Source organism: Streptomyces sp. CNB091 (assembly GCF_000377965.1).
This window is the reverse complement of the sequence record NZ_KB899006.1, coordinates 109222-128800: the sequence shown is the minus strand read 5'-3', so window position 1 is coordinate 128800 and position 19579 is coordinate 109222. Positions and strand designations below refer to the sequence as shown.

At 71.5% G+C, this 19579-nt stretch carries 18 protein-coding genes and 1 pseudogene; 10 read left to right on the top strand and 9 right to left on the bottom strand.

Annotation, left to right across the window (positions count from 1 at the left end; all coding sequences use genetic code 11):
• Position 1 precedes the first annotated feature (1 nt).
• Positions 2–1726, bottom strand: a complete 1725-nt coding sequence (locus tag D581_RS0127745; protein ID WP_018960417.1) for an ABC transporter substrate-binding protein — start codon at positions 1724–1726, stop codon at positions 2–4.
• Complete coding sequence (locus D581_RS0127740) at positions 1723–2976, bottom strand: C45 family autoproteolytic acyltransferase/hydrolase (RefSeq protein ID WP_018960416.1); 1254 nt, start codon at positions 2974–2976, stop codon at positions 1723–1725. Before D581_RS0127740 ends, D581_RS0127745 begins: the two co-directional genes overlap by 4 nt.
• 190 nt (positions 2977–3166) lie before the next feature.
• Between D581_RS0127740 and D581_RS0127735 the strand changes: the two genes are divergently transcribed.
• A complete protein-coding gene (locus D581_RS0127735) occupies positions 3167–4066 on the top strand; it encodes a MurR/RpiR family transcriptional regulator (RefSeq protein WP_381909608.1) in 900 nt (299 codons plus the stop codon).
• A 97-nt stretch (positions 4067–4163) separates the two neighbouring features.
• Positions 4164–4988 (top strand): MerR family transcriptional regulator, encoded by an 825-nt coding sequence (locus D581_RS0127730; RefSeq protein WP_026290972.1) that lies wholly within the window; start codon positions 4164–4166, stop codon positions 4986–4988.
• Between the two features lie 112 nt (positions 4989–5100).
• Here D581_RS0127730 and D581_RS0127725 read toward each other — a convergent pair whose 3' ends face one another.
• Complete coding sequence (locus tag D581_RS0127725; protein WP_018960413.1) at positions 5101–6321, bottom strand: amidohydrolase family protein; 1221 nt, start codon at positions 6319–6321, stop codon at positions 5101–5103.
• Between the two features lie 302 nt (positions 6322–6623).
• Between D581_RS0127725 and afsR the strand changes: the two genes are divergently transcribed.
• Together afsR and D581_RS1000000141720 are read left to right on the top strand one after the other, a co-directional pair.
• A complete protein-coding gene (gene afsR / locus D581_RS0127720) occupies positions 6624–9581 on the top strand; it encodes an SARP-family global regulator AfsR (protein WP_026290971.1) in 2958 nt (985 codons plus the stop codon).
• A 208-nt stretch (positions 9582–9789) separates the two neighbouring features.
• Positions 9790–9948, top strand: a complete 159-nt coding sequence (locus D581_RS1000000141720) for a hypothetical protein (protein WP_018960411.1) — start codon at positions 9790–9792, stop codon at positions 9946–9948.
• 138 nt (positions 9949–10086) lie between these two features.
• Here the strand turns inward: D581_RS1000000141720 and D581_RS0127710 are convergent, their stop codons facing one another.
• The 3 genes from D581_RS0127710 to D581_RS0127700 all read right to left on the bottom strand — a co-directional run bounded on the left by D581_RS0127710 (position 10087) and on the right by D581_RS0127700 (position 12401).
• Positions 10087–10482 (bottom strand): PIN domain-containing protein, encoded by a 396-nt coding sequence (locus D581_RS0127710; RefSeq protein ID WP_018960410.1) that lies wholly within the window; start codon positions 10480–10482, stop codon positions 10087–10089.
• Positions 10482–10760 carry a hypothetical protein gene (locus tag D581_RS0127705; RefSeq protein WP_032753197.1) on the bottom strand — a complete coding sequence of 93 codons (279 nt, stop codon included), beginning with the start codon at positions 10758–10760 and terminating at the stop codon, positions 10482–10484. The genes D581_RS0127710 and D581_RS0127705 overlap by 1 nt, the downstream gene beginning before the upstream one ends.
• 87 nt (positions 10761–10847) lie before the next feature.
• Positions 10848–12401 (bottom strand): FadD3 family acyl-CoA ligase, encoded by a 1554-nt coding sequence (locus D581_RS0127700; RefSeq protein WP_018960408.1) that lies wholly within the window; start codon positions 12399–12401, stop codon positions 10848–10850.
• 95 nt (positions 12402–12496) lie between these two features.
• On the opposite strand from D581_RS0127700, the gene D581_RS0127695 reads away from it, so the two are divergent.
• The 3 genes from D581_RS0127695 to D581_RS0127685 are packed head-to-tail and all read left to right on the top strand — an operon-like array spanning position 12497 to position 14895.
• Positions 12497–13645: a lipid-transfer protein gene (locus tag D581_RS0127695; protein ID WP_018960407.1), complete on the top strand. Its 1149-nt coding sequence runs from the start codon at positions 12497–12499 to the stop codon at positions 13643–13645.
• Between the two features lie 4 nt (positions 13646–13649).
• Complete coding sequence (locus tag D581_RS0127690; RefSeq protein ID WP_018960406.1) at positions 13650–14114, top strand: OB-fold domain-containing protein; 465 nt, start codon at positions 13650–13652, stop codon at positions 14112–14114.
• Between the two features lie 4 nt (positions 14115–14118).
• Complete coding sequence (locus D581_RS0127685) at positions 14119–14895, top strand: enoyl-CoA hydratase/isomerase family protein (RefSeq protein ID WP_018960405.1); 777 nt, start codon at positions 14119–14121, stop codon at positions 14893–14895.
• Between the two features lie 57 nt (positions 14896–14952).
• Here D581_RS0127685 and D581_RS0127680 read toward each other — a convergent pair whose 3' ends face one another.
• Entirely contained in the window at positions 14953–15483 is a 531-nt protein-coding gene (locus D581_RS0127680) for a hypothetical protein (protein WP_018960404.1), read from the bottom strand.
• Between the two features lie 203 nt (positions 15484–15686).
• Between D581_RS0127680 and D581_RS0127675 the strand changes: the two genes are divergently transcribed.
• The gene (locus D581_RS0127675) at positions 15687–16370 is read left to right on the top strand and encodes a hypothetical protein (protein WP_018960403.1); all 684 of its coding nucleotides are present in this window, start codon (positions 15687–15689) and stop codon (positions 16368–16370) included.
• A 124-nt stretch (positions 16371–16494) separates the two neighbouring features.
• On the opposite strand, the gene D581_RS0127670 is transcribed toward D581_RS0127675, so the two are convergent.
• Both D581_RS0127670 and D581_RS1000000138710 read right to left on the bottom strand, forming a co-directional pair.
• Positions 16495–17037 (bottom strand): GNAT family N-acetyltransferase, encoded by a 543-nt coding sequence (locus D581_RS0127670; protein WP_026290970.1) that lies wholly within the window; start codon positions 17035–17037, stop codon positions 16495–16497.
• A pseudogene (locus tag D581_RS1000000138710) lies at positions 17034–18279 on the bottom strand (NsdA family TPR-like regulatory protein). Before D581_RS1000000138710 ends, D581_RS0127670 begins: the two are co-directional and overlap by 4 nt.
• Positions 18280–18538: 259 nt before the next feature.
• On the opposite strand from D581_RS1000000138710, the gene D581_RS0127660 reads away from it, so the two are divergent.
• Both D581_RS0127660 and D581_RS0127655 read left to right on the top strand, forming a co-directional pair.
• A complete protein-coding gene (locus D581_RS0127660; protein ID WP_018960402.1) occupies positions 18539–18985 on the top strand; it encodes an ATP-binding protein in 447 nt (148 codons plus the stop codon).
• Positions 18986–19240: 255 nt separating this feature from the next.
• Positions 19241–19420 carry an FxLD family lanthipeptide gene (locus D581_RS0127655; RefSeq protein ID WP_018960401.1) on the top strand — a complete coding sequence of 60 codons (180 nt, stop codon included), beginning with the start codon at positions 19241–19243 and terminating at the stop codon, positions 19418–19420.
• Positions 19421–19579 lie beyond the last annotated feature (159 nt).

Genomic DNA, 19579 nt, shown 5'->3' with positions numbered 1-19579 from the left:
GTCAGCCCTTCTTGGCGCCGAGGTCGGCGGCCCAGGGGTAGTAGAGGTACGCCATGGAGGCGGGCGGTCCGGTCAGCTTCTCGTCGAGGACGAGGACGGAGGGGACCTGGGCGACGGAGATCCAGACGGCGGCGTCGGTGAACTTCTTCTGGACCTCGGCGGCGAGCTTCGCGCGCTCGGCGTCGTCGAGGGTGGCGAGCGCCTTCTTGACCGTGGCGTCGTAGGCGGGGTCCGCGAAGCCGACCCAGTTGTTGGAGGAGCCGGTGAGGGCGTTGTCGTAGAAGCCCATCGGGTCGGCCTTGGAGATGTACCAGTCGCCGACCAGGACGTCGATGCCGCCGCGGGCCTCGGGGTCGCTGTAGAACTGCTCGAACTGGGCGGTGGGCACGGTCTTGATCTGCCCGGTGAGCCCGATCCGCTGGAGGGCGGCCCGGACGGCGTTGGCGACGACGGTGCGGCCCTGGCTGGCGTCGGTGCCGATGACGATCGGGGTGGCCGCGTCGGCGCCGGAGTCCTTCACCAGCTTCTTCGCGGCGGCGATGTCCTCGGCGTCGGGGCTGGCGGGGGCGACCGGGTCGGCGGCGCGCTGTGCTGCCTCGAAGGCCGGCTTCTCGTAGCCCCAGGCGCCGGAGCCGACCGGGGTGGACCAGGGCTGGACCATCCCGCCGTAGCCGGAGGCGGCGATGCCCTTGCGGTCGAGTGCGAGGGAGAGCGCGCGGCGCACGGCCGGGTCCTTCAGTCCGCCGCGTGCGGTGGGGATGAGGACGAGGGAGGAGGTGGAGGGGCCGTAGTACTGGGTGATGCCCTTCTTGCCGTCGAGGGCGGCGGCAGTGTTGGGCGATTCGGCGTACGCGCCGTCGGCGGCCCCGGTGGTGAGCGCGTTGACCAGGGCGCTGTCGGTGGCCCAGCGGAAGGTGACGCGCTTCGTCAGCGGCGCCTCGCCCCAGTAGGCGTCGTAGCGCTCGATGGTGATGGAGTCGCCGGACTTCCAGTTCGCCAGCCGGTAGGGGCCGGTGCAGGCGTCGGGCTGTCCGGGGGTGCCGAAGTCCCGGCCCGCCTTCTCGACCTGCTCCTTGTTCCAGACGATGCCCGCGTCGCCGGCGAGCGCCTTGAGGAAGAGGGCGTCGGGGGCCTTGAAGGAGATGGTGATCTCCTTCTCGCCGGTCTTCTTCATGGAGGCGACGTTCTCGAACTCGTCGCCCTGCTCCATGTCCGGGTCGGCGTGCCGCTGGAGGCTCCAGAGGACGTCGTCGGCGGTCATCGGGGTGCCGTCGTGGAAGGTGACGCCGGAGCGGAGCTTCAGGACGAGGGTGGTGTCGTCGGGGGTTTCGACGTTCTCGGCGAGGAAGGGTTTCGTCGTCATGTCCGGCTGGAGCTGGTAGAGCCGCTCGCAGACGTTGGTGAGGACGACCCGGCCGGCGCTGGAGCCCTGGGTGTCCAGGTCGAGGGAGTCCGGTTCGTCCTCCAGGAGCCAGCGGGCTTCGGGGAGTTCGCCCTTGGCGGCGGCGGTGGTCGGGGTGAGGGTGAGGCGCCCGGCGTCGGCGGCGGAGCCGCTGCCGGCGGGCTTGGTGGCCCCGCTGCACCCGGCGGCGAGCAGGGCGGCGACGACGGCTCCGGCGACGGGGACGACGGTACGGCGCAGGGCGCGGCGGGGAGCGGCGGCGGGTACCGCCCGGCCTTCGGCGGCGGGCGGACAGAAGGTGTCGGGCGTGCGGTGGTGGGTCATGGCTGGGTTCCTGTCGGTTCCGGGCCGCCGTGCGGGCCGTCGTAAAGGTTCCAGGGAAGGTGCTGGTACTCGCGGTCGCAGGGGGTTCCGGCGGTCACGTGGTAGTCGCCGGTGGTGAGGTCGGCGAGGGAGGAGACGAGGGTGGTCCAGTGCTCGACGGCCGGTCGGCGAGGGTCGGGGTGCGTGCACAGGGACTCGGGGTGGCCGAGGTGGTCGGACATGGCCCGGCGGATCAGCTTCCGGGACTCCTCGGGTCCGGTGGAGTGGCGCAGGGCGGCCAGGCCCTGTTCGGCGCGGGGGACGCGGACCAGGGAGTCGGAGGACATCGGGCGGTAGCCAGCGGCGGCGAGCGGGGCGGGGATGCCCGCCTGGTAGTGGTTGCCGTGCACCAGCAGGCCGTCGGTCGGATACATCCAGCCGTGCCCGGCGGGGGTGGTCTCCAGGTCGATGGCGAAGCCCTCGCGGCAGGTGAGCAGGGCGTTGCTGGCGATGTGGGCGCGGGTACGGCAGAGCACGTCGAGGGCGTCGGAGATGTTGTCCTGGTCGAGGACGGTACGTCGGACGACGGTCTGGGGCAGTCCGATCCGGTCGTCGAACCGGCCGCCGAGGCCGTTGGCGTTGAAGGCGATCCCGGCGGAGTTGGCGCCCTGGCGGCCGATCTGTCCCGCCTCCACCTGCATGATCAGGGTGGGTTTGGGCGGCTGGACGATCCGGATCATGACGACGGTGTCGGAGACCCCGGCCCGCCAGTCCCAGTTCTGCCCGGCGTAGACGTGGCCGTCGCCGCTGGCCGGGCCGTACGCGGCGAAGGAGGTGCAGCCCTCGGCGGGTTCCTCGTCGGGCGGCCCCTCCCCCGCCCCGTCGGCGGCGATCTCGGCGAAGGACTTGTCGTAGATGACCTCGCCCCGGGCGTTGAGCGCGAGGACGTCCAGGAGGTCCGCACCCGCGCCGTCGGCGATGCCCCGCATCTCCTCGACGAGATGGGGGGCGTAGGCGCTCACGGGCTCCAGCCAGCGGGCGGCGCGGGCGGTGACCTTGTCCCAGGTGAGCCCTACGGAGCGGCCGAACGCCTCCTCGTAGTAGCCGAGGGCGGCGTGCAGTTGGGGCCGGACGGCCTCGCCGTACTGGCGGCCGCGCTCCCGCGGGGAGCCGGAGATCTCGATGACGGGGAGGATCCGGGCGGCGGAATCCGTGGGCGGGGGTGCGGAATCCGTGGGGACGGGGGCGGATTCCGTGGGAAGGGGTGCCATTCTTCTCCTCGCGACGGAACGCTTCGACGACCGACGAACAGGGACCGGAGACCGGGAACCGGAACAGGAACCGGAACCGGAGACCGGAACCGGGAACCAGGAACCAGCACGGTCCTGTAACGTCGATTTCAGAATGCGTTCCCTTTGGAACGTTCTGCCCAGGACAGTAACGCCGGTCACACGGAAGTCAATGCTTGTAATGGAAATTCCAGAGAACGAGACCGGAGTGACACGCCTCCGTGCTGCCATTCGTGACCAATGGAACGATCTGTCCACTTCTGAACGGGCCGTGGCCCAGTACCTGGTGAGCGCGCCGGTCGAGCAGTTGCTCTTCGCCAGCGCGCAGCAGCTCGGCGCGGCCAGCTCCACCAGCAACGCCACCGTCGTACGGGCCCTGCAACGCCTCGGTTACGCGGGCCTCCCGGCGCTCAAGCGGGAACTGGCCAACGACTTCACCTCGGCCGTCGCCCCCGAGGTACGGCTGAAGCGGCGCATCGCGCACGTGGGCCAGGACCTGGACTCCATCTGGACCGATGTCTTCGACGAGGCCCAGGAGCGCATCGACCAGGCCCGCCGGCTGACCGGTCCGGACTCCCTGAAGCGGGCCGTGGCCGTCCTGGCCGAGGCACGTGAGGTCTTCGCCTACGGGGTCGCCGCCTCCGAACCGGGCGCACGGCACCTGGCGTTGGCGCTCGGCCGGATCGGCCGCCGGGCCCGGGCCGTCTCGGAGACCGGGTTCGCGCTGGCGGACCAGCTGCTGGCGCTCGGGCAGGGCGACGCGGTGGTGATCTTCCAGCCGGGGCGGCGGCTGATGGAGCTGTCGGTCCTGATGGAACGGGCCCGCTCGGTCGGCGCGAAGGTGGTCCTGGTGACGGACGAGCTGGGCGAGGCCTACGCGGACCGGGTCGAGGCGGTGCTCACCGCGCCGCACACGCCGACCGGTATAACAGCGGAGTCCCTGACCGGGCTGCTGGTGGCCGACGCGCTGCTGCTGGCGCTGGCCACCCTGGACGAGGACCGGGCCGTCGGCTCCTCGCACCAGCTGACCGCCCTGCGCGAACAGCTGCTGGACCCGAAGCGGCACGGCTGACGGTCCGGCCGGCGGACCGTGCCGCCGACCGGCTGAAGAAGCCCGCCCCTGGACGCTTGACCTTGACCCCGTGTGAAGGCATGCAGTGGGAGCCATCATGTTCACTATCGGAGACTTCGCCAGGTACGGACGGGTGTCGCCCCGGATGCTGCGTCACTACGACGCCATCGGACTGCTGCGCCCGGACCGCACCGACCCCGCCACCGGCTACCGCCTCTACGGCGCGGCCCAGCTCGCGCGGCTCAACCGGATCATCGCGCTCAAGGACCTCGGCTTCACGCTCCAGCAGGTGGGGGCGGTCCTGGACGAGCGGGTGGGCCCGGAGGAGCTGCGCGGCATGCTGCGGCTGCGCCGGGCCGAGCTGGCGGAGGTGGTGGCGGCCGCGGCGGCGCGGCTGGCCCGGGTCGAGGCGAGGCTCCGGTCGATCGAGAGCGAGGGGCACATGCCTGCCGACGACGTTGTGGTCAAGACCGTTCCGGCGGTCCGGGTGGCCGAGCTGACCGGGACGGCCGCGAGTTACCAGCCGCAGGACATCGGGCCGGTGATCGGCCCGCTGTACGAGCGGCTCTTCCCGCTCCTGGAGGGTGCCGGCCTCCGGCCCACCGGTCCCGGGATCGCGCGTTACGAGGACGCCCCCGAGGGCGGCGCGATCGTCGTGCACGCGGGGGTGGCGGTCTCCGCCCCGGTGGGCCCGGTCGGGGACACGGAGGTCCGGGTGGTGGAGCTGCCGCCGTTCGAGGCGGCCACGATCGTGCACCGGGGCGCGATGGACGACGTCCTGTCGACGACCCACACCCTGGCCCGCTGGCTGGACGCCAACGGCTACCGCTCCACCGGCTACACCCGCGAGGTCAACCTGGAGTGCCCGCCGGACCGTGAGAGCTGGGTGACGGAGCTCCAAGAGCCGGTGGCGAAGGCCTGATCCGGTACGTACGGGAGGGGGCGCACGCCCCCTTCCGGTGCGCATGGGGAGGGGGCGACGGCCGCGAGAGGCCCCTCCCTCCCCGTACGCGGGCCCACGCCCACGCCCAGCTCTACGCCCCCGCCCAGAGCCCGTCCTCGGTGAGCCCCAGCAGCTCGATCGCGTTGCCGCGCACGATCCGGTCGACGACGTCCGGGGCCAGGTGGCCCATCTGTTCCTCGCCGACCTCGCGGGAGCGGGGCCAGGTGGAGTCGGAGTGCGGGTAGTCCGTCTCGTACAGCACGTTGCCGACACCGATCGCGTCGAGGTTCTTCAGCCCGAAGGCGTCGTCGAAGAAGCAGCCGTAGACGTGCTCGGCGAACAGTTCGGACGGCGGCCGGTGGACCTTCTCGGCGACCCCGCCCCAGGCCCGGTTCTCCTCCCAGACCACGTCGGCGCGCTCCAGGATGTACGGAATCCAGCCGATCTGCCCCTCCGCGTACATGATCCTCAGGTTGGGGAAGCGTTCGAACTTGCCGCTCATCAGCCAGTCGACCATCGAGAAGCAGCAGTTGGCGAAGGTGATGGTGGAGCCGACGGCGGGCGGGGCGTCGGCGGAGGTGGACGGCATCCTCGACGAGGAGCCGATGTGCATGGCGATGACGGTGCCCGTCTCGTCGCAGGCCGCCAGGAACGGATCCCAGTCGTCCGCATGTATGGACGGAAGCCCGAGATGGGGAGGTATCTCGGAGAACGCGACCGCGCGCACGCCCCGCGCCGCGTTGCGCCGGACCTCGGCGGCGGCCAGCTCCGCGTCCCACAGCGGGACGAGCGTGAGCGGGATGAGGCGCCCGTGCGCCTCGGGGCCGCACCACTCCTCCACCATCCAGTCGTTGTACGCGCGCACGCCGAGGAGCCCCAGCTCGCGGTCGCTCGCTTCGGTGAACGTCTGTCCGCAGAAGCGGGGGAAGGTCGGGAAGCAGAGGGCGGACTGCACGTGGTTGACGTCCATGTCGGCGAGCCGGTCCGGCACCGAGAAGGAGCCCGGGCGCATCTGCTCGTAGGTGATGATCTCCAGCTTGATCTCGTCCCTGTCGTAGCCGACGGCGGTGTCCAGCCGGGTGAGCGGACGGCGCAGGTCCTCGTACACCCACCAGTCGCCGACCGGCCCGTCGTCGCCCTTCGCCCCCATCACGGGCGCGAACTTGCCGCCCAGGAAGGTCATTTCCTTCAGGGGCGCGCGGACGACGCGCGGCCCGGAGTCCGCGTACCTGGACGGGAGCCGGTCCCGCCAGACATGAGCGGGCTCCACCGTGTGGTCGTCCACCGAGATGATCTTCGGGAAGGTCTCCATGCGTTCCACGGTAGCGCCGATCTGACGAACCGTCAGCTATTGCGCGCGCATTGACATGTCTCATGGCGGGTGTACGACGCGTGGCACGGTTCCCGAATCGTTGTCGAGGGCTTGTGCAGAGCATCACCCACTGCTGACGAGTCCGCCCGAGACAAGGCAGACTGTTGAGCGCGATACCAGCGGTACCGCGCCATCCGGATGCATACCGCACTTCGACGCACGGGCGGACATACGGACGCGGGCAGCACCGGCAGGATCCGCAGCCGAGCGGGACCGGCAGGCGAGCAGGACAGGGGGCATCAATGGACCGTGACAACGGGCCACGCGTGCGCGTACCGGAGCAGCGAGCTCCGGAGAGACCGGCTACGGCGGACGCCCTCAGGTTCACCGTGCTCGGCCCCGTACGGGCCTGGCGGGGCTCGGAGCTGCTCTCCTCCGGCTCGCCCCAGCAGCGCGCCCTGCTGGCCGCGCTGCTGCTGCGCGAGGGCCGGACGGCCACCGCGGGCGAGCTGATCGACGCGTTCTGGGGCGAGGACCCGCCCTCGCAGGCGCTGGCCACGATCCGGACGTACGCCTCGCGGCTGCGCAAGATCCTCGGCCAGGACACCCTGGTGAGCGAGTCCGGCGGCTACGCCATCCGGACCGACCGGGCGGCGCTCGACCTGACGCTGGCGCAGGACCTCGCGGCCGAGGCGGAGAAGGCGCGGGCGGCCGGTGACCGCGCCCAGGCGCGCACCCTGACGAACAAGGTGCTGGGCCTGTGGGACGGCGAGGCGCTGGCCTCGGTGCCGGGCCCGTACGCGGACAACCAGCGGACCCGGCTGGAGGAGTGGCGGCTCCAGCTCACCGAGGCGCGGCTCGACCTGGACCTGGAGGTCGGGTGCCACGCGGAGGCCGTCTCCGAGCTGACGGCGCTCACCGCCGCGCACCCGCTGCGCGAGAGGCTGCGCGAGCTGCTGATGGTGGCGCTGTACCGCAGCGGCCGGCAGGCCGAGGCCCTCGCGGTGTACGCGGACACCCGCCGGCTCCTCGCGGAGGAGCTGGGCGTCGACCCGCGCCCCGAACTGGCCCAGCTCCAGCAGCGCATCCTGCGCGCCGACGAGGAGCTGGCGCGCCCGGCGGACGAGCCGGCCCCCGCGCCCGCGCCGCTGCGGCCCGCGCAGCTTCCCGCCACGGTGCCGGACTTCACCGGCCGGTCCGCGTTCGTGTCCGAGCTGGGCAGCCGTCTCGCGACCGCCGAGAGTTCGGTGATGGCCGTCTCCGCGGTAGCCGGGATCGGCGGCGTCGGCAAGACGACGCTGGCCGTGCACGTGGCCCACCAGGCCCGCCGGCACTTCCCCGACGGGCAGCTCTACGTCGACCTCCAGGGCGCGGGGGCGCGGGCGGCCGAGCCGGAGACCGTCCTCGGCTCGTTCCTGCGGGCGCTCGGCACGGCGGACTCGGCGATTCCGGACACCCTGGACGAGCGGGCCGCGCTGTACCGCTCGACGCTGGACGGCCGCCGCATCCTGATCCTCCTCGACAACGCCCACGACGCCGCCCAGATCCGCCCGCTGCTGCCCGGTACGCCGGGGTGCGCGGCGCTGGTGACGAGCCGGGTGCGGATGGTGGACCTGGCCGGGGCACACCTCGTGGACCTGGACGTGATGTCGCCCGAGGAGGCGCTCCAGCTCTTCACCCGGATCGTCGGGGCGGAACGGGTCGGCGCGGAACGCGAGGCGGCCCTCGATGTCGTGGCCGCGTGCGGCTTCCTCCCCCTGGCCATCCGCATCGCCGCCTCGCGCCTGGCGGCGCGCCGCACCTGGACGGTCTCGGTCCTCGCCGCCAAGCTCGCGGACGAACGCCGCCGTCTGGACGAGCTCCAGGCGGGCGACCTCGCGGTGAAGGCCACGTTCGAACTCGGCTACGGCCAGCTGGAACCGGCCCAGGCCCGCGCCTTCCGCCTCCTGGGCCTCGCGGACGGCCCGGACATCTCCCTGGCCGCTGCGGCGGCCCTGCTCGACCTGGACCCGCACGCGGCGGAGGACCTCCTGGAGGCCCTGGTCGACACGAGCCTGGTGGAGTCGGCCGCCCCGGGCCGCTACCGGTACCACGACCTGGTGCGCCTCTACGCGCGTGCGTGCGCGGAGCGGGACGAACAGCCGCCGGTGGAGCGGGAGCTGGCGTTGTCGCGGCTGCTGGACTTCTACCTGGCGACGGCGGCGGGGGTGTACGCGCTGGAGCGGCCGGGGGACCGGCTGGTGGATCACCTGGAGCCGACGGATCACGCGGGGCTGTCCTTCGACGACCGGCACGCGGCGCTGGACTGGCTGTACACGGAGGCGACCAATCTGCTGGCCTGCGTACGTCAGGTGGCCCGCCCGGCCACCCTGCGCCGCGCTGTGGACCTGCTGTACGCCGCCCTGGACCTGGGCGAATCGGGAGCGAACGCGAAGCAGTACGAGGCGGCGGCCGTGACGGTGCGCGAGGCCGCCCGGGAGTGCGGCGATCCCCGGACGGAGAGCCGCGCCGTCATGTGCCTTGCCAACGCACACCAGTTGGCGGGGCGATTCGATCACGCGGACCGCGAGGCCGAGGAGGCGATGCGGCTGGCCGAAACCGCCCAGGACCTGCTGGCGGTCAGCTGGGCGGCCAACGCCCGGGGCATCATCGCGCTCTACCACAGCCGCCACCAGGACGGCGAAGCCTTCCTGGACCAGGCGATCGAGGCGTTCCGCAGCGATGGCAATCGCCCGGGCGAGGCGAGCGCCCTGTGCAACCTCTCCCGTATCCACCTCGCTACCGGACGTACGGGCAGCGCGATCACCCTGGCCCGCTCCGGCATCGAGATCTACGACTTCCTCGGCCACGCTCTGCGCGGTGCGAACGGCCGCTACGCCCTGGGCATGGCACTGACCCAGAGCGAGGAGTTCTCAGCGGCCACCGCGAAGCTGACCGAGGCGCTGGAGATATTCCGCGACAGCCGCCAGCGGCTGTGGGAAGGCATGACCCTGTTCCGGCTTGCGGAAGTGGAGAACGCGTCCGGGCAGCCCGCGCAGGCCGCCCAGTACGCGGAGCTGGCGCTGACGGTCCTGCGGGGCATCGGCGGCGAGTGGCGGCGTGGGAACGTCCTGACGGTGCTGGGGCACGCGCTGGCCGGCATAGGCCAGACCGGCCGCGCCCAGGTCTGCTGGAACGAGGCACTGGGCATCTACGACGAGCTCGGCTCACCGGAGGCGGACGGCGTCCGGTCGTTGCTGACGAGCATCTCGACGCGCTGAGAGCACACGCGTTCATCGTTCGTTTATCGCCGCCCGCCATGCTCAGTCCTGTCGATCCGTCGCGTCGGGGGGCAGACGGGGGCGACATCGGGCGCGCTACTAAGGTGAGCGGCCCCGAGAGGCCCGTCCAGCAGTCCACGGGGGAACAGCTGGACGGGTCTCGCCAACCCACTGCTGACGCACCGCACAAGAGAGGGAGTTGACCATCATGGCCGACGCCACGAAGAAGGACCCGGTCTTCAAGCCTGCCGACCAGCACGCCACCGGCGAGCCGACGACGCAGGACCAGCACGCGACCGGCGAGCCGGCGACGGTGACGACGCAGGACCAGCACGCGACGTCCGAGCCGTTCAAGCCGAAGAAGTAGACCTTCCCGACGGGGATACGGGGGAAGCGGCCGCGGTGGCACCGAGGGGGAGCCGCCGCGGTCGCGGTACGGGGGAATGTGTGAGGGGTCCGAGTCAGGGGAAGCGATCGGGCCCCTCCCGCATGTCCGGGACCGTGCCTACAGGCCGCGCAGCTGAACCCTCGGCCGGCACAGCTTCCCCAGGTCGTCCACGTCGGACGTGAAGAGCGCCGTCCGGCCCGGCTGCCGGTTCGCGATCGCGGCGAGCGCGGCGTCGATGGCGTACTTGTGGCCGTGCAGTCCGGCCTCGCGCAGGAGACGGATCGCCTCGTCGGCGAGGTCCTTGGTGACGGGTTCGACGACCACCCGTGCCATCGCCCAGTTCCACGCCGGCATGCGGATCTTGCCGTGATACGCCTCAATGAGCGTCATGGAACTGGTCACCACCCGGATGCCCGACTGGTGGGCTTTCGTCAGGATGCCCGTGAACGTGCGATCCCGCAGCGCGATCCTGGAAAGCGCCTCACTGTCCAGGACGAAGCAGATGTCTTTCATCAGGCGGCAGCCGCCTGATCGCCACGGCCGTCGGCTTCCCGCTCCTCGAACCACCGCTCCATGTCGCGCAGCTCTGCGGCGGCCGCGGCCTGCTCCTCCTCGGTGAGCGGGCCGTCCTTCTCCTGCATCCAGGCGACCAGCTCCCCCAGCCGGTCATGCTCGCGCTGCCTCTCTATGGCCCGCGTGACATACGCGCTGAACGCGCCGGGGCCCACCTCGCTGCGGATCTCCTCCGCCAGCTCCTCCGGCAGGGTGACCGTGTACTTCTTGGTTGCCATACCCTCGACCATACCGCCACGAAGGTCGCGACGCCCTCCCCGTTCACCCCGTTCAGCGAATCCGAACGAACGTCCGCAACCCGAGGTCTACCGCCCCCGCAGCTCCCCCTTCACCACCTTGCCGCTCGCGTTGCGCGGCAGCTCCGGGACGAATTCCACCGCCCTCGGCACCTTGAAGTTCGCCATCTCTCGGCGGGACCAGGCGATCAGGTCGTCCGCGGTGAGCGTCGCGCCCCGGCGGCGGACCGCGTACGCCTTGCCGACCTCGCCGAGCCTCGGGTCCGGGACGCCGATGACCGCGACGTCGGCCACGTCCGGGTGGAGGCCGAGGAGCTGCTCTATCTCGGCCGGGTAGGCGTTGAAGCCGCCCACGATGAACATGTCCTTGATCCGGTCCGTGATCCGCAGGTTCCCCGCCGCGTCCAGGACGCCCACGTCGCCGGTGCGGAGCCAGCCGTCCTCGGTCATCGTGGCGGCCGTCGTGTCCGGGTCCTCGAAGTAGCCGGCCATCACGTGGAAGCCGCGCACCTGGACCTCGCCCGGAGCGCCCGGTTCCGCCAGGACGCGGAGCTCGGTGCCGGGGATCGCGCGGCCCGACGTGGTGGCCACGACCTCCGGCGCGTCGCCCCGGCGGCACATGGTGACGATGCCGCTCGCCTCGGAGAGGCCGTACGCGGTGAGGACCGTCGCGATGTGGAGTTCCTCGCGCAGGCGCTCCACCAGCTGGAGAGGGACCGCCGCCGCGCCGGTGACGACCAGGCGCAGGGCCGACAGGTCGTGCGCGTCGCGTGCCGGGTGGTCCAGGATCGACTGGTGGAGCGTCGGCGGGCCGGGCAGGACCGAGATCCGCTCCGCCGCGATGTTCGCCAGCACCGTGTCCACGTTGAACACCGGCTGCGGCACCATCGTGGCCCCCCGCATCAGACAGGCGATGATCCCCGCCTTGTAGCCGAAGGTGTGGAAGAAGGGGTTGACGATGAGATAGCGGTCGCCTTCGCGCAGGCCCGCCAGGTCGCTCCAGACCGCGTACGCGCGGAGCGTCTGCGCATGGGTGATCACCGCGCCCTTCGGGCGGCCCGTGGTGCCGGAGGTGTAGACGATGTCGGAGGGGTCCGAGGGGGAGATGCCGACGGCCCGTTCCCGTACGGCGGAGGACGGGACGCTCTCCCCCGCCGCCAGGAAGTCCGGCCAGCTCGTGTAGTCCTCGGGGGCCGTGTCCGCGAGGACCACCACCCGCTCCAGGTCCGGCAGCCTCACCTCCGCCCGCCGCAGCGACGCCACGTACGAGGTGCCCAGGAACGTACCGGTGACGAACAGCAGTCTGGCCCGGCTGCGCCGCAGGATGTACGCCGCCTCCGTGCCCTTGAAGCGGGTGTTCAGCGGGACCAGCACCGCGCCGGCCGTCACCGCCCCGAGCGCGGAGACGATCCACTCCGGGGTGTTCGGGGCCCAGATCGCCACCCGGTCCCCCGGCTCCACACCGGAGGCGAGGCACGCGGCCGCCGCACGCTCCACCCGCTCGCCGAGCTCGGCGTACGAGAGCCGGGTACGGCCGTCGGCCACCGCCTCGGCGGAGCCGTACCGCCGCGCCGCCGCCCGCACCAGCTCCGGGATGCTGCCCCATTCCTCGTCGCCCCGCATCACGCGCCTCCTGCCGTCGCACTAGCTGACTATCCGTCAGAATAGCGGTAGCCTCTGCCGCTGTCAGCAGGGGCGACGGTGCGGGAGGTCAGCGGATGGCAACGCTCAAGGACGCGACGGCGATAGCCGGGATCGGGCAGACGGCGTTCGCGAAACGGCTCCCCGAGTCGGAGAAGACCCTCGCCTGCCGGGCGATCCTGGCGGCCCTCGACGACGCGGGCATCGCCCCCGCCGAGGTCGACGGCTTCGCCTCGTACACGATGGAGGAGACCGACGAGGTGGAGGTCGCCAAGGCGATCGGCGCCGGGGACGTCACCTTCTTCTCCCAGGTCGGTTACGGCGGCGGTGGTTCCTGCGCCACGCTCGCCCACCTCGCCGCCGCCGTCGCCACCGGGCAGGCGAGCGTCGGCGTGGCCTGGCGGTCACGCAAACGCGGGTCGGGGCCCCGGCCGTGGAGGAACACCGCCGTCCAGCTCCCCACGCCCGCCCAGTGGACCCGCCCCTACGGGCTGCTGCGGCCCGCCGACGAGATCGGCATGCTGGCCCGGCGCTACATGCACGAGTACGGGGCCACCCGCGACCACCTCTTCAACGTGGCGCTCGCCTGCCGCAACCGGGCCAACCAGAACCCGGCCGCGATCATGTACGACCGCCCGCTGACCCGCGAGATGTACATGACCTCCCGCTGGATCAGTGAACCCCTCTGCCTCTTCGACAACTGCCTGGAGACCGACGGGGCGTTGGCCTGCGTGATCGTCTCCGCCGAACGCGCCCGCGACTGCCGGCGGAAGCCCGTCTACCTCCACTCCGTCGCCCAGGGGCTCCCCGCCCAGCACCACGGGATGGTCAACTACTGGAACGACGACCCGCTCACCGGCCCTGCCTGGACCGCCGCCCGACAACTATGGAAACAGGCGGACTTCGGACCCGAAGACGTCGATGTGGCCCAGATCTACGACGCGTTCACCCCGCTCGTCCCGCTCTCCCTGGAGGGCTACGGCTTCTGCGGGCGCGGCGAGGGCGGCGCGTTCACCGAGGGCGGGGCGCTGGAGAGCGGCGGGCGGCTCCCCGTCAACACCGGGGGCGGCGGCCTCAGCGAGGCGTACGTCCACGGCTTCAACCTCATCACCGAGGGCGTGAAACAACTGCGCGGCACCTCCACCGCCCAGGTTCCCGACGCCGCCACCTGCCTGGTCACCGCGGGCGAGGGCGTTCCGACGTCGGCCGTACTGCTGAGGAGTTGAGGACATGGCCGTGAACGATGTGAACGATTCCCTGCTGCTTCCCGTCGCCGACGAGGACGGCGCACGCTTCTGGGAGTACACCGCACGCGGCGAACTGCGCGTCCAGGCCTGCGCCTCCCCCGCCTGCGGCGAACCGCGCTTCCCGCCCCGGCCCTGCTGCCCCCACTGCGGGTCGTTCGAGAGCGAGTGGCGGGAGATGAGCGGGCGCGGCCGGCTCTGGTCGTACGTGATCCCGCATCCGCCACTGCTCCCCGCCTATGCCGAACAGGCCCCGTACAACGCGGTGTTGGTCGAGCTGGCGGAGGCCCCGCACATCCGGATGGCCGGGAACGTCGTCGCCGCCCCGGACGCTCCGTTGAACTCGGTGGACCCGGCGCGGCTGCGGATCGGGGCTCCGGTGCGGGCCGCGTTCTGCCCGGCGGGGCCCGGCGGCGGGGTCACACTCGTCCGCTGGCTCCTGGAGCGGTGAGCGGATGGCCCTGCGCATCGAGCGGGACGCGGAGACGGGGGTCGCGCTCGTCACCCTGGACCGACCGGCGAAACTCAACGCGATCGATCTGGAGACGGCCGAGGAACTCGCCGGGCTGTGGCGGGACCTGCGGTACGACGAGTCGGTGCGGGCGGTCGTCCTCACCGGGGCCGGAACGCGTGCCTTCTGTACGGGGATCGACCGGGGCGTCACCGTGCCGCAGCCCCCGTCCCCGTACGCCCTCGACGACCCCCTCCTGCGGATCGGCCCCAAGGCGAACGACCTGTGGAAGCCCGTGGTCGCGGCGGTCGAGGGGATGGCCTGCGGCGGGGCGTTCTACCTGCTGGGCGAGGCGGAGTTCGTGGTCGCGTCCCGGGAGGCGACGTTCTTCGACCCGCACACCACGTACGGGATGGTCTCGGCGTACGAGGCCATCGCGATGGCCCAGCGGATGCCGTTCGGGGAGGTCGCCCGGATGTCCCTGATGGGCACGGCGGAACGGCTGAGTGCCGGGCGGGCGTACGCGATCGGCCTGGTCAGCGAGGTGACGGAGCCGGGCTGTGCGGTGGCGGCGGCGCTGCGGTCGGCGACGGTGATCGCCCGCTACCCGACGGAGGCGGTGCAGGGCACGGTCCGGGCGGTGTGGTCCGCGAAGGAGGCGGCCAGGACCCAGGCGATGACCCAGGCCCCGGCGCTGATCGCCCTGGGCAGTCTGCCGCCGGAGCGGCAGGCGGAGCTGTTCGAGGGGCGGGGCGGGGGCGGGGAGCCTCGGGTGCGGTGAGCGTCCCGGGTGTCCCCTGTCCTCGCCCTGGTCCGTCCCCCGCGGGCCGGAGCCGGGTCAGACCGCCTCGGCGGTCACGACGCAGCGCTTCACCCGGGACACCTTGCCGGGGCTCTCCATCCGCACCGTGAGGGTGTCCACCTCATCGACGTCGAGGATCGTGGTGGCCTCGGCCGTGTCCACGGTGTTGCCCAGGCCGTCGACGAACCGCACGTCGATCTCGTACGCCTGCGTGCCCGGGTAGTTCGACCGCACCTCCACCAGCGACGAGGTGACCGCCTTGCGCTTGCCCTTGCGCGGCACGGCGCAGCGGATCACCCGGACGGCGGGGGCGTCGGACGCGGTGGGCGTCGGGGTTCCGTAGGAGCCGGACGAGCCGGAGGACGAGGCGTCGTCGTCGTAGTCCTCGTCGAAGTCGTTGTCCCGGTAGCCGTTGTTGCTCTTCTTCGAGCTGGAGCAACCGCCGCCGCCCGAGCTGCCGCTCTTGCCGCTCTTGCCCTTGCCGCCGCTGGAAGAGGTGGAGAACCCGGTGAGCGCGAGCACCACCACGACCAGAACCGCCGCGAGCTTCGTCTGTCGCCGCATCATGGATGCAGCCCCCCTTGAGTTTCGTTGCCGGTATGTCGCGCCGATGGCGTGCGTCGTCACCCTCAGCATGCCGCACGCGACCCATGTCCAAGTCATGACCCTGTCACGGTTCCGTCATCGTCCGCATGGCGGGGGTGATCGTCCCGGCGTAGCGTCGGCTGCGGGGGGTGCGTGTCCGCGGGACGACGCCCTGGAGGCTGACGATGATCCGCAACGTCCTCGGCTCCCTCGTCGCCCTGGCCGGGGCGGCATCGGCCGTGCTGAGCCCGTTCCGCGACTGGTACGCCGGGCGGGCGGGGCAGGACTACCGGGTGGAGGACCTCTTCGGAGGCATCACCGCCGCGGAGCCGGGGGTGCTGGTCTCGATGCTGCTGCCGTTCCTCGCCGCGGCGCTGCTGGTGATCGTGGGCGTGGTCCTCCGCTCGCGGCTCGTGGTCGCCCTCGCGGGTCTGGTGGTGCTGGGCTTCACGATCCTGTGGATGGTCCGCCAGGGGCAGGCCGCGGGGTCACTGGTGGTGGCCGGGGACGGGTCCGGGCTCCAGGTGGGCGTGGTGAACGCGTTGGCGGGCGGGCTGCTGATGCTGATCGGGGCGCTGCTGATGAGCGGGCGGGTCCGGCGGAGCCGGCGGGAGCGGGAGCCGGTGGAGCCGTACGCCGCGCCGGGGCCGGACCAGGTGGACACCTGGCCGCCGACGCAGGAGCCGGGGATGTCCGTGCAGACGTCGCCATGGCCGGAGCCGGAGGCGGACCCGTACACGGGGCCCGACCCGCATGACCCCCGTACGCGGCCCTCGCCCCGGACCCCGCATCCGGAGGACGACCCCCGGGACCCGGTACACCCGCCGCACCGGCCGCCGCCGCCTGCGCCGCCGCCTCCGCAGGGTTGACGGCCGCCTGGTCGAGGGCTCCGTCCTCAAACGCCGGACGGGCTGGATCACCCGTCGTCGCGGCCGTCCCCTTCGAGCGGTGCGCTGTTCGAGTTCGAGGAGGGCAGGGCGCCGTCGGTTCCGATCAGCGGCTGGCTCGGATCATCACCGTGAGGACTGGTGAGGCCGGTGACGGCTGGCTCCGGCCGATGTCCACGTACCCCCACGATTTGTAAAGTGTGTGAACTTTTCCGTCGCCGGCCATGGGGTTGACCATCAGCGTGACGTACTTCTCGTCGCGGGCGGCGAGGAGGGCGTCGTGGATACGGCGGGCGGTGCCCGTCTTGCGCCAGGCCGGGCGAACGCCGCCCTCTTTCAGAGCCACAGCCGGGCGCTCGGTGTACCTCTCCGCAGGCGATGGACTTATGCGTTGCCAGTAGCGGTCGCCGTGCTCGACGGTGTTGCCGTACGCGAAGCCGACCGGATGCCCCCCGTCCGCGTATGCGAGAACGGCCGTGAAACCCGGTTCGGCAGCGTGCCGGTCCAGGCGTTCGCCGAAAGCGGTGACCGCGTAGTTCGGCAGGTGGAGCAACGGGACGCGGACGTTGGCGTAAACGTCGAGGAGATCGCCGCGAACGGCGTCGAGGACGGTGAAAGTGCGCAGCTCGGTGGCGCGCGCCAGGGTCATGCGGACCTCCTCCATGTGATGGTGTGCGCGGTCCAGGTCTGGGCGGCGGTACTGCACGGTGCGATGGCGCGGAGCGCGGCAGAACTCTTGGAGCATGCGCGACACGCGGGCGTGGCAGGTGGCGGCGTTTGCGGGAACCTTCATCGCGGTGGCTGTGGCAGCGTCGGCGTCGCCCTGCCCGAGCTGGGCATGTGCGAGTCGTGCGGTGTTGATGGCTCGGTCTCGCTGCATCTGGGGACAGAGCAGGGTCAGGCTTCGGTGGGCATGCGATTCGGCCTGCGCAAAGTTGCCCAGGCGAAGATGTGCGGACAGAGCGAGCGTTTCAAGCTCTGCGCCGTCGCGTACGGCTGCCATCCACACCGGGCGAGCGAGATCGGGATCGGCGCGTTCGAGTGCGTCCTGCGCGCAGCCGAGGGCGTGCTGTACAGCTGCGGTATCGCCGGTGAGGCTGAGGGTAGCTGCCTGACGGGCATGTCCCAGGCAGGCGAACAGTGGGTCGCGGCGGGTGAGGTGCAGATTGCGGGCGACATCGTTGGCGGCGCACGCGTCGGCGGGGCGGCCCATGTGGCGGTACATGGTGCCCGCGTGACTCCAGATGCGGAACTTGATCGCCTGGTCCCCCGACATCTCGGCGAGGGTCTGGGCCTCGCGCATGTGTGCCTTCGCGACGTCGTAGCGCCGGCCGTCGATGGCCGCCCACATCGCAGACGAGCGGAATGCGGCGCCGGAGGCGTAGAGGCTGCTGCGTACCCGCTGCGTGGCGGTGCCCGCGTTCTGGAGGTTCAGCGCCTCGTCGGCGAGCGCGGTGGCCTGCTCCTCGATGCCGGGTTGCCCGCCGTGGCGGTGGTCGCTGGCGATGATCTCGGCGAAGCGCTTGTTCAGCCGGTTGACGTCGCTCATGCCGATGCGGCGCGGTGACGCGGTCCCCGGGGCTGCTGCTGCGGCAGCCGCCGCTGCGATGCCGCCGACGAGGGTACGGCGCTTCATGTCGTGATCCTCCTGCTGCGATGGTGCTGGGGCGGGCGACGACCGCCCCCGTGGCACGAACCCTAAGGCGACGGCAGGTAACCCGGAGACGGCCTCAAGTGCGCTACGGGTCGCTGACTTCGGCCAGGTAACCCGGCCTGCTTTCCACGCGCGGATCGATGACCCGTCAAGCCCGCCAGGATGGCCTGTCAGCCGTTCGACAGCCCTGTTCACGGCGTCGGCCAGGCTGTTCGAGCTGTATCCGTGCTCGGTCATCCACGCCTCAAGGACGGTGTTGCGGATCGCGTCCATGCGGGCACGGTAGCCCGCGCACTCCCTCCTCGCCAGGTAAAGGGCAGGTCAAAACGCCCTAGGCAATCCCGTCAGGCGAGCACCTGAACGCCCTAACCAGCCCTCCAGGCAACGGAGTTATCTGGGTGTCGGTCACTCCCCGCGAGCGGCTGTTGACGGCTCGGTCCGCCCTGAAGAGTCGTGAGGGTGGAACGGGCACCGAGACGACACGAAGGCTCATCCCATGCCGATTCCGAGGAAACCAGTTGAGGCGGTCCTCACCAGCCACCCCACGTACAGCGAGGTCTTCCCGTGCGAGCCGTCCACGGCCGAGACCGGACGCAGACTCGTCCGGGGCGTTCTCGGGATCTGGCACCTCGACGACCTCGCCGACCGCGCCGAGCTGATCATCACGGAGCTGATCGCGAATGCTTCCAGGCACACTCCGTGCCCCGAGATCCGTCTCGTTGTCGGACGGCCGAGCGCGACACGGGTACGTGTCGGGATCGCGGACGAGGAACCTTCGCGCCTACCGGCGCTGAGCCATGCGGGTATCGAGGACGAGTCGGGCCGAGGGCTGCTCCTCGTCGATGCTGTGTCCGACCGCTGGGGCTGTGACCTTCAGAGTGCGGGCGGACGTCTGCGGGGCAAAGTGGTCTGGGCCGAACTACGCGCCGGGGGCGACGAGTGAGAGCCCGTCTGCGGTGCCCTCGCTGCCTCCGGACCCTCGTCCGCCCACAGCCGGCTCCACCCGATCGGCCCCGACACAGAACTTCCCGGTGTGAGTGGTCGGCCTGGCCAGTGCCTTCCGCGCGGCCCCGTCCCCTCATGCCGGGCAGCCTGGAGCTGATCCGAGGACCAGCCGTCCGGCAGCGCTCCTCTGTACAGCTCCTGGTGGGCCTTCCGGCCCAGCTCAGCAACAACCAACGATGAAAAGGAGTGCAGCATGACGCGCAGCACCGTAGTTCCCAGCCGCACCGAAGTACTCCCGCAGATCCCGGGGGCATCGGACGGCTTCGACCTGGACGTCTCTCTCATCGAGATCGCCGACCCGGCGGGCCTGGTCAACCTGACCGACGACAACTGCGGTTCCACCTGCGGAGCCTGCACCACGAACGTTGCCTGAACCAGCCCCTGATCACCTCGGCCTGGTGCCGTCGCGTCTCCGCGCGGCGGCACCAGCCGCCCGCTCCTCACCTACGGAGGTTCTTGGTGGTTGCTGCTCCGCCCGTAGCGTTCCGCACCGGGTCCACTGCTCTCGTGCGCGCCGTGGCTCGCCCCTCGC

What these genes read in the sequence shown, in the direction of transcription:
- D581_RS0127725 (WP_018960413.1), bottom strand. Translation starts at nt 6,321, where the DNA reads ATGGAGACCTTCCCGAAGATCATCTCGGTGGACGACCACACGGTGGAG.
- D581_RS0127705 (WP_032753197.1), bottom strand. Translation starts at nt 10,760, where the DNA reads ATGGCAACCAAGAAGTACACGGTCACCCTGCCGGAGGAGCTGGCGGAG.
- D581_RS0127680 (WP_018960404.1), bottom strand. Translation starts at nt 15,483, where the DNA reads ATGATGCGGCGACAGACGAAGCTCGCGGCGGTTCTGGTCGTGGTGGTG.
- D581_RS0127735 (WP_381909608.1), top strand. Translation starts at nt 3,167, where the DNA reads ATGCTTGTAATGGAAATTCCAGAGAACGAGACCGGAGTGACACGCCTC.
- D581_RS0127700 (WP_018960408.1), bottom strand. Translation starts at nt 12,401, where the DNA reads ATGCGGGGCGACGAGGAATGGGGCAGCATCCCGGAGCTGGTGCGGGCG.
- D581_RS0127690 (WP_018960406.1), top strand. Translation starts at nt 13,650, where the DNA reads ATGGCCGTGAACGATGTGAACGATTCCCTGCTGCTTCCCGTCGCCGAC.
- D581_RS0127675 (WP_018960403.1), top strand. Translation starts at nt 15,687, where the DNA reads ATGATCCGCAACGTCCTCGGCTCCCTCGTCGCCCTGGCCGGGGCGGCA.
- D581_RS0127740 (WP_018960416.1), bottom strand. Translation starts at nt 2,976, where the DNA reads ATGGCACCCCTTCCCACGGAATCCGCCCCCGTCCCCACGGATTCCGCA.
- D581_RS1000000141720 (WP_018960411.1), top strand. Translation starts at nt 9,790, where the DNA reads ATGGCCGACGCCACGAAGAAGGACCCGGTCTTCAAGCCTGCCGACCAG.
- D581_RS0127670 (WP_026290970.1), bottom strand. Translation starts at nt 17,037, where the DNA reads ATGACCCTGGCGCGCGCCACCGAGCTGCGCACTTTCACCGTCCTCGAC.
- D581_RS0127710 (WP_018960410.1), bottom strand. Translation starts at nt 10,482, where the DNA reads ATGAAAGACATCTGCTTCGTCCTGGACAGTGAGGCGCTTTCCAGGATC.
- D581_RS0127745 (WP_018960417.1), bottom strand. Translation starts at nt 1,726, where the DNA reads ATGACCCACCACCGCACGCCCGACACCTTCTGTCCGCCCGCCGCCGAA.
- D581_RS0127655 (WP_018960401.1), top strand. Translation starts at nt 19,241, where the DNA reads ATGACGCGCAGCACCGTAGTTCCCAGCCGCACCGAAGTACTCCCGCAG.
- D581_RS0127685 (WP_018960405.1), top strand. Translation starts at nt 14,119, where the DNA reads ATGGCCCTGCGCATCGAGCGGGACGCGGAGACGGGGGTCGCGCTCGTC.
- afsR (WP_026290971.1), top strand. Translation starts at nt 6,624, where the DNA reads ATGGACCGTGACAACGGGCCACGCGTGCGCGTACCGGAGCAGCGAGCT.
- D581_RS0127695 (WP_018960407.1), top strand. Translation starts at nt 12,497, where the DNA reads ATGGCAACGCTCAAGGACGCGACGGCGATAGCCGGGATCGGGCAGACG.
- D581_RS0127730 (WP_026290972.1), top strand. Translation starts at nt 4,164, where the DNA reads ATGTTCACTATCGGAGACTTCGCCAGGTACGGACGGGTGTCGCCCCGG.
- D581_RS0127660 (WP_018960402.1), top strand. Translation starts at nt 18,539, where the DNA reads ATGCCGATTCCGAGGAAACCAGTTGAGGCGGTCCTCACCAGCCACCCC.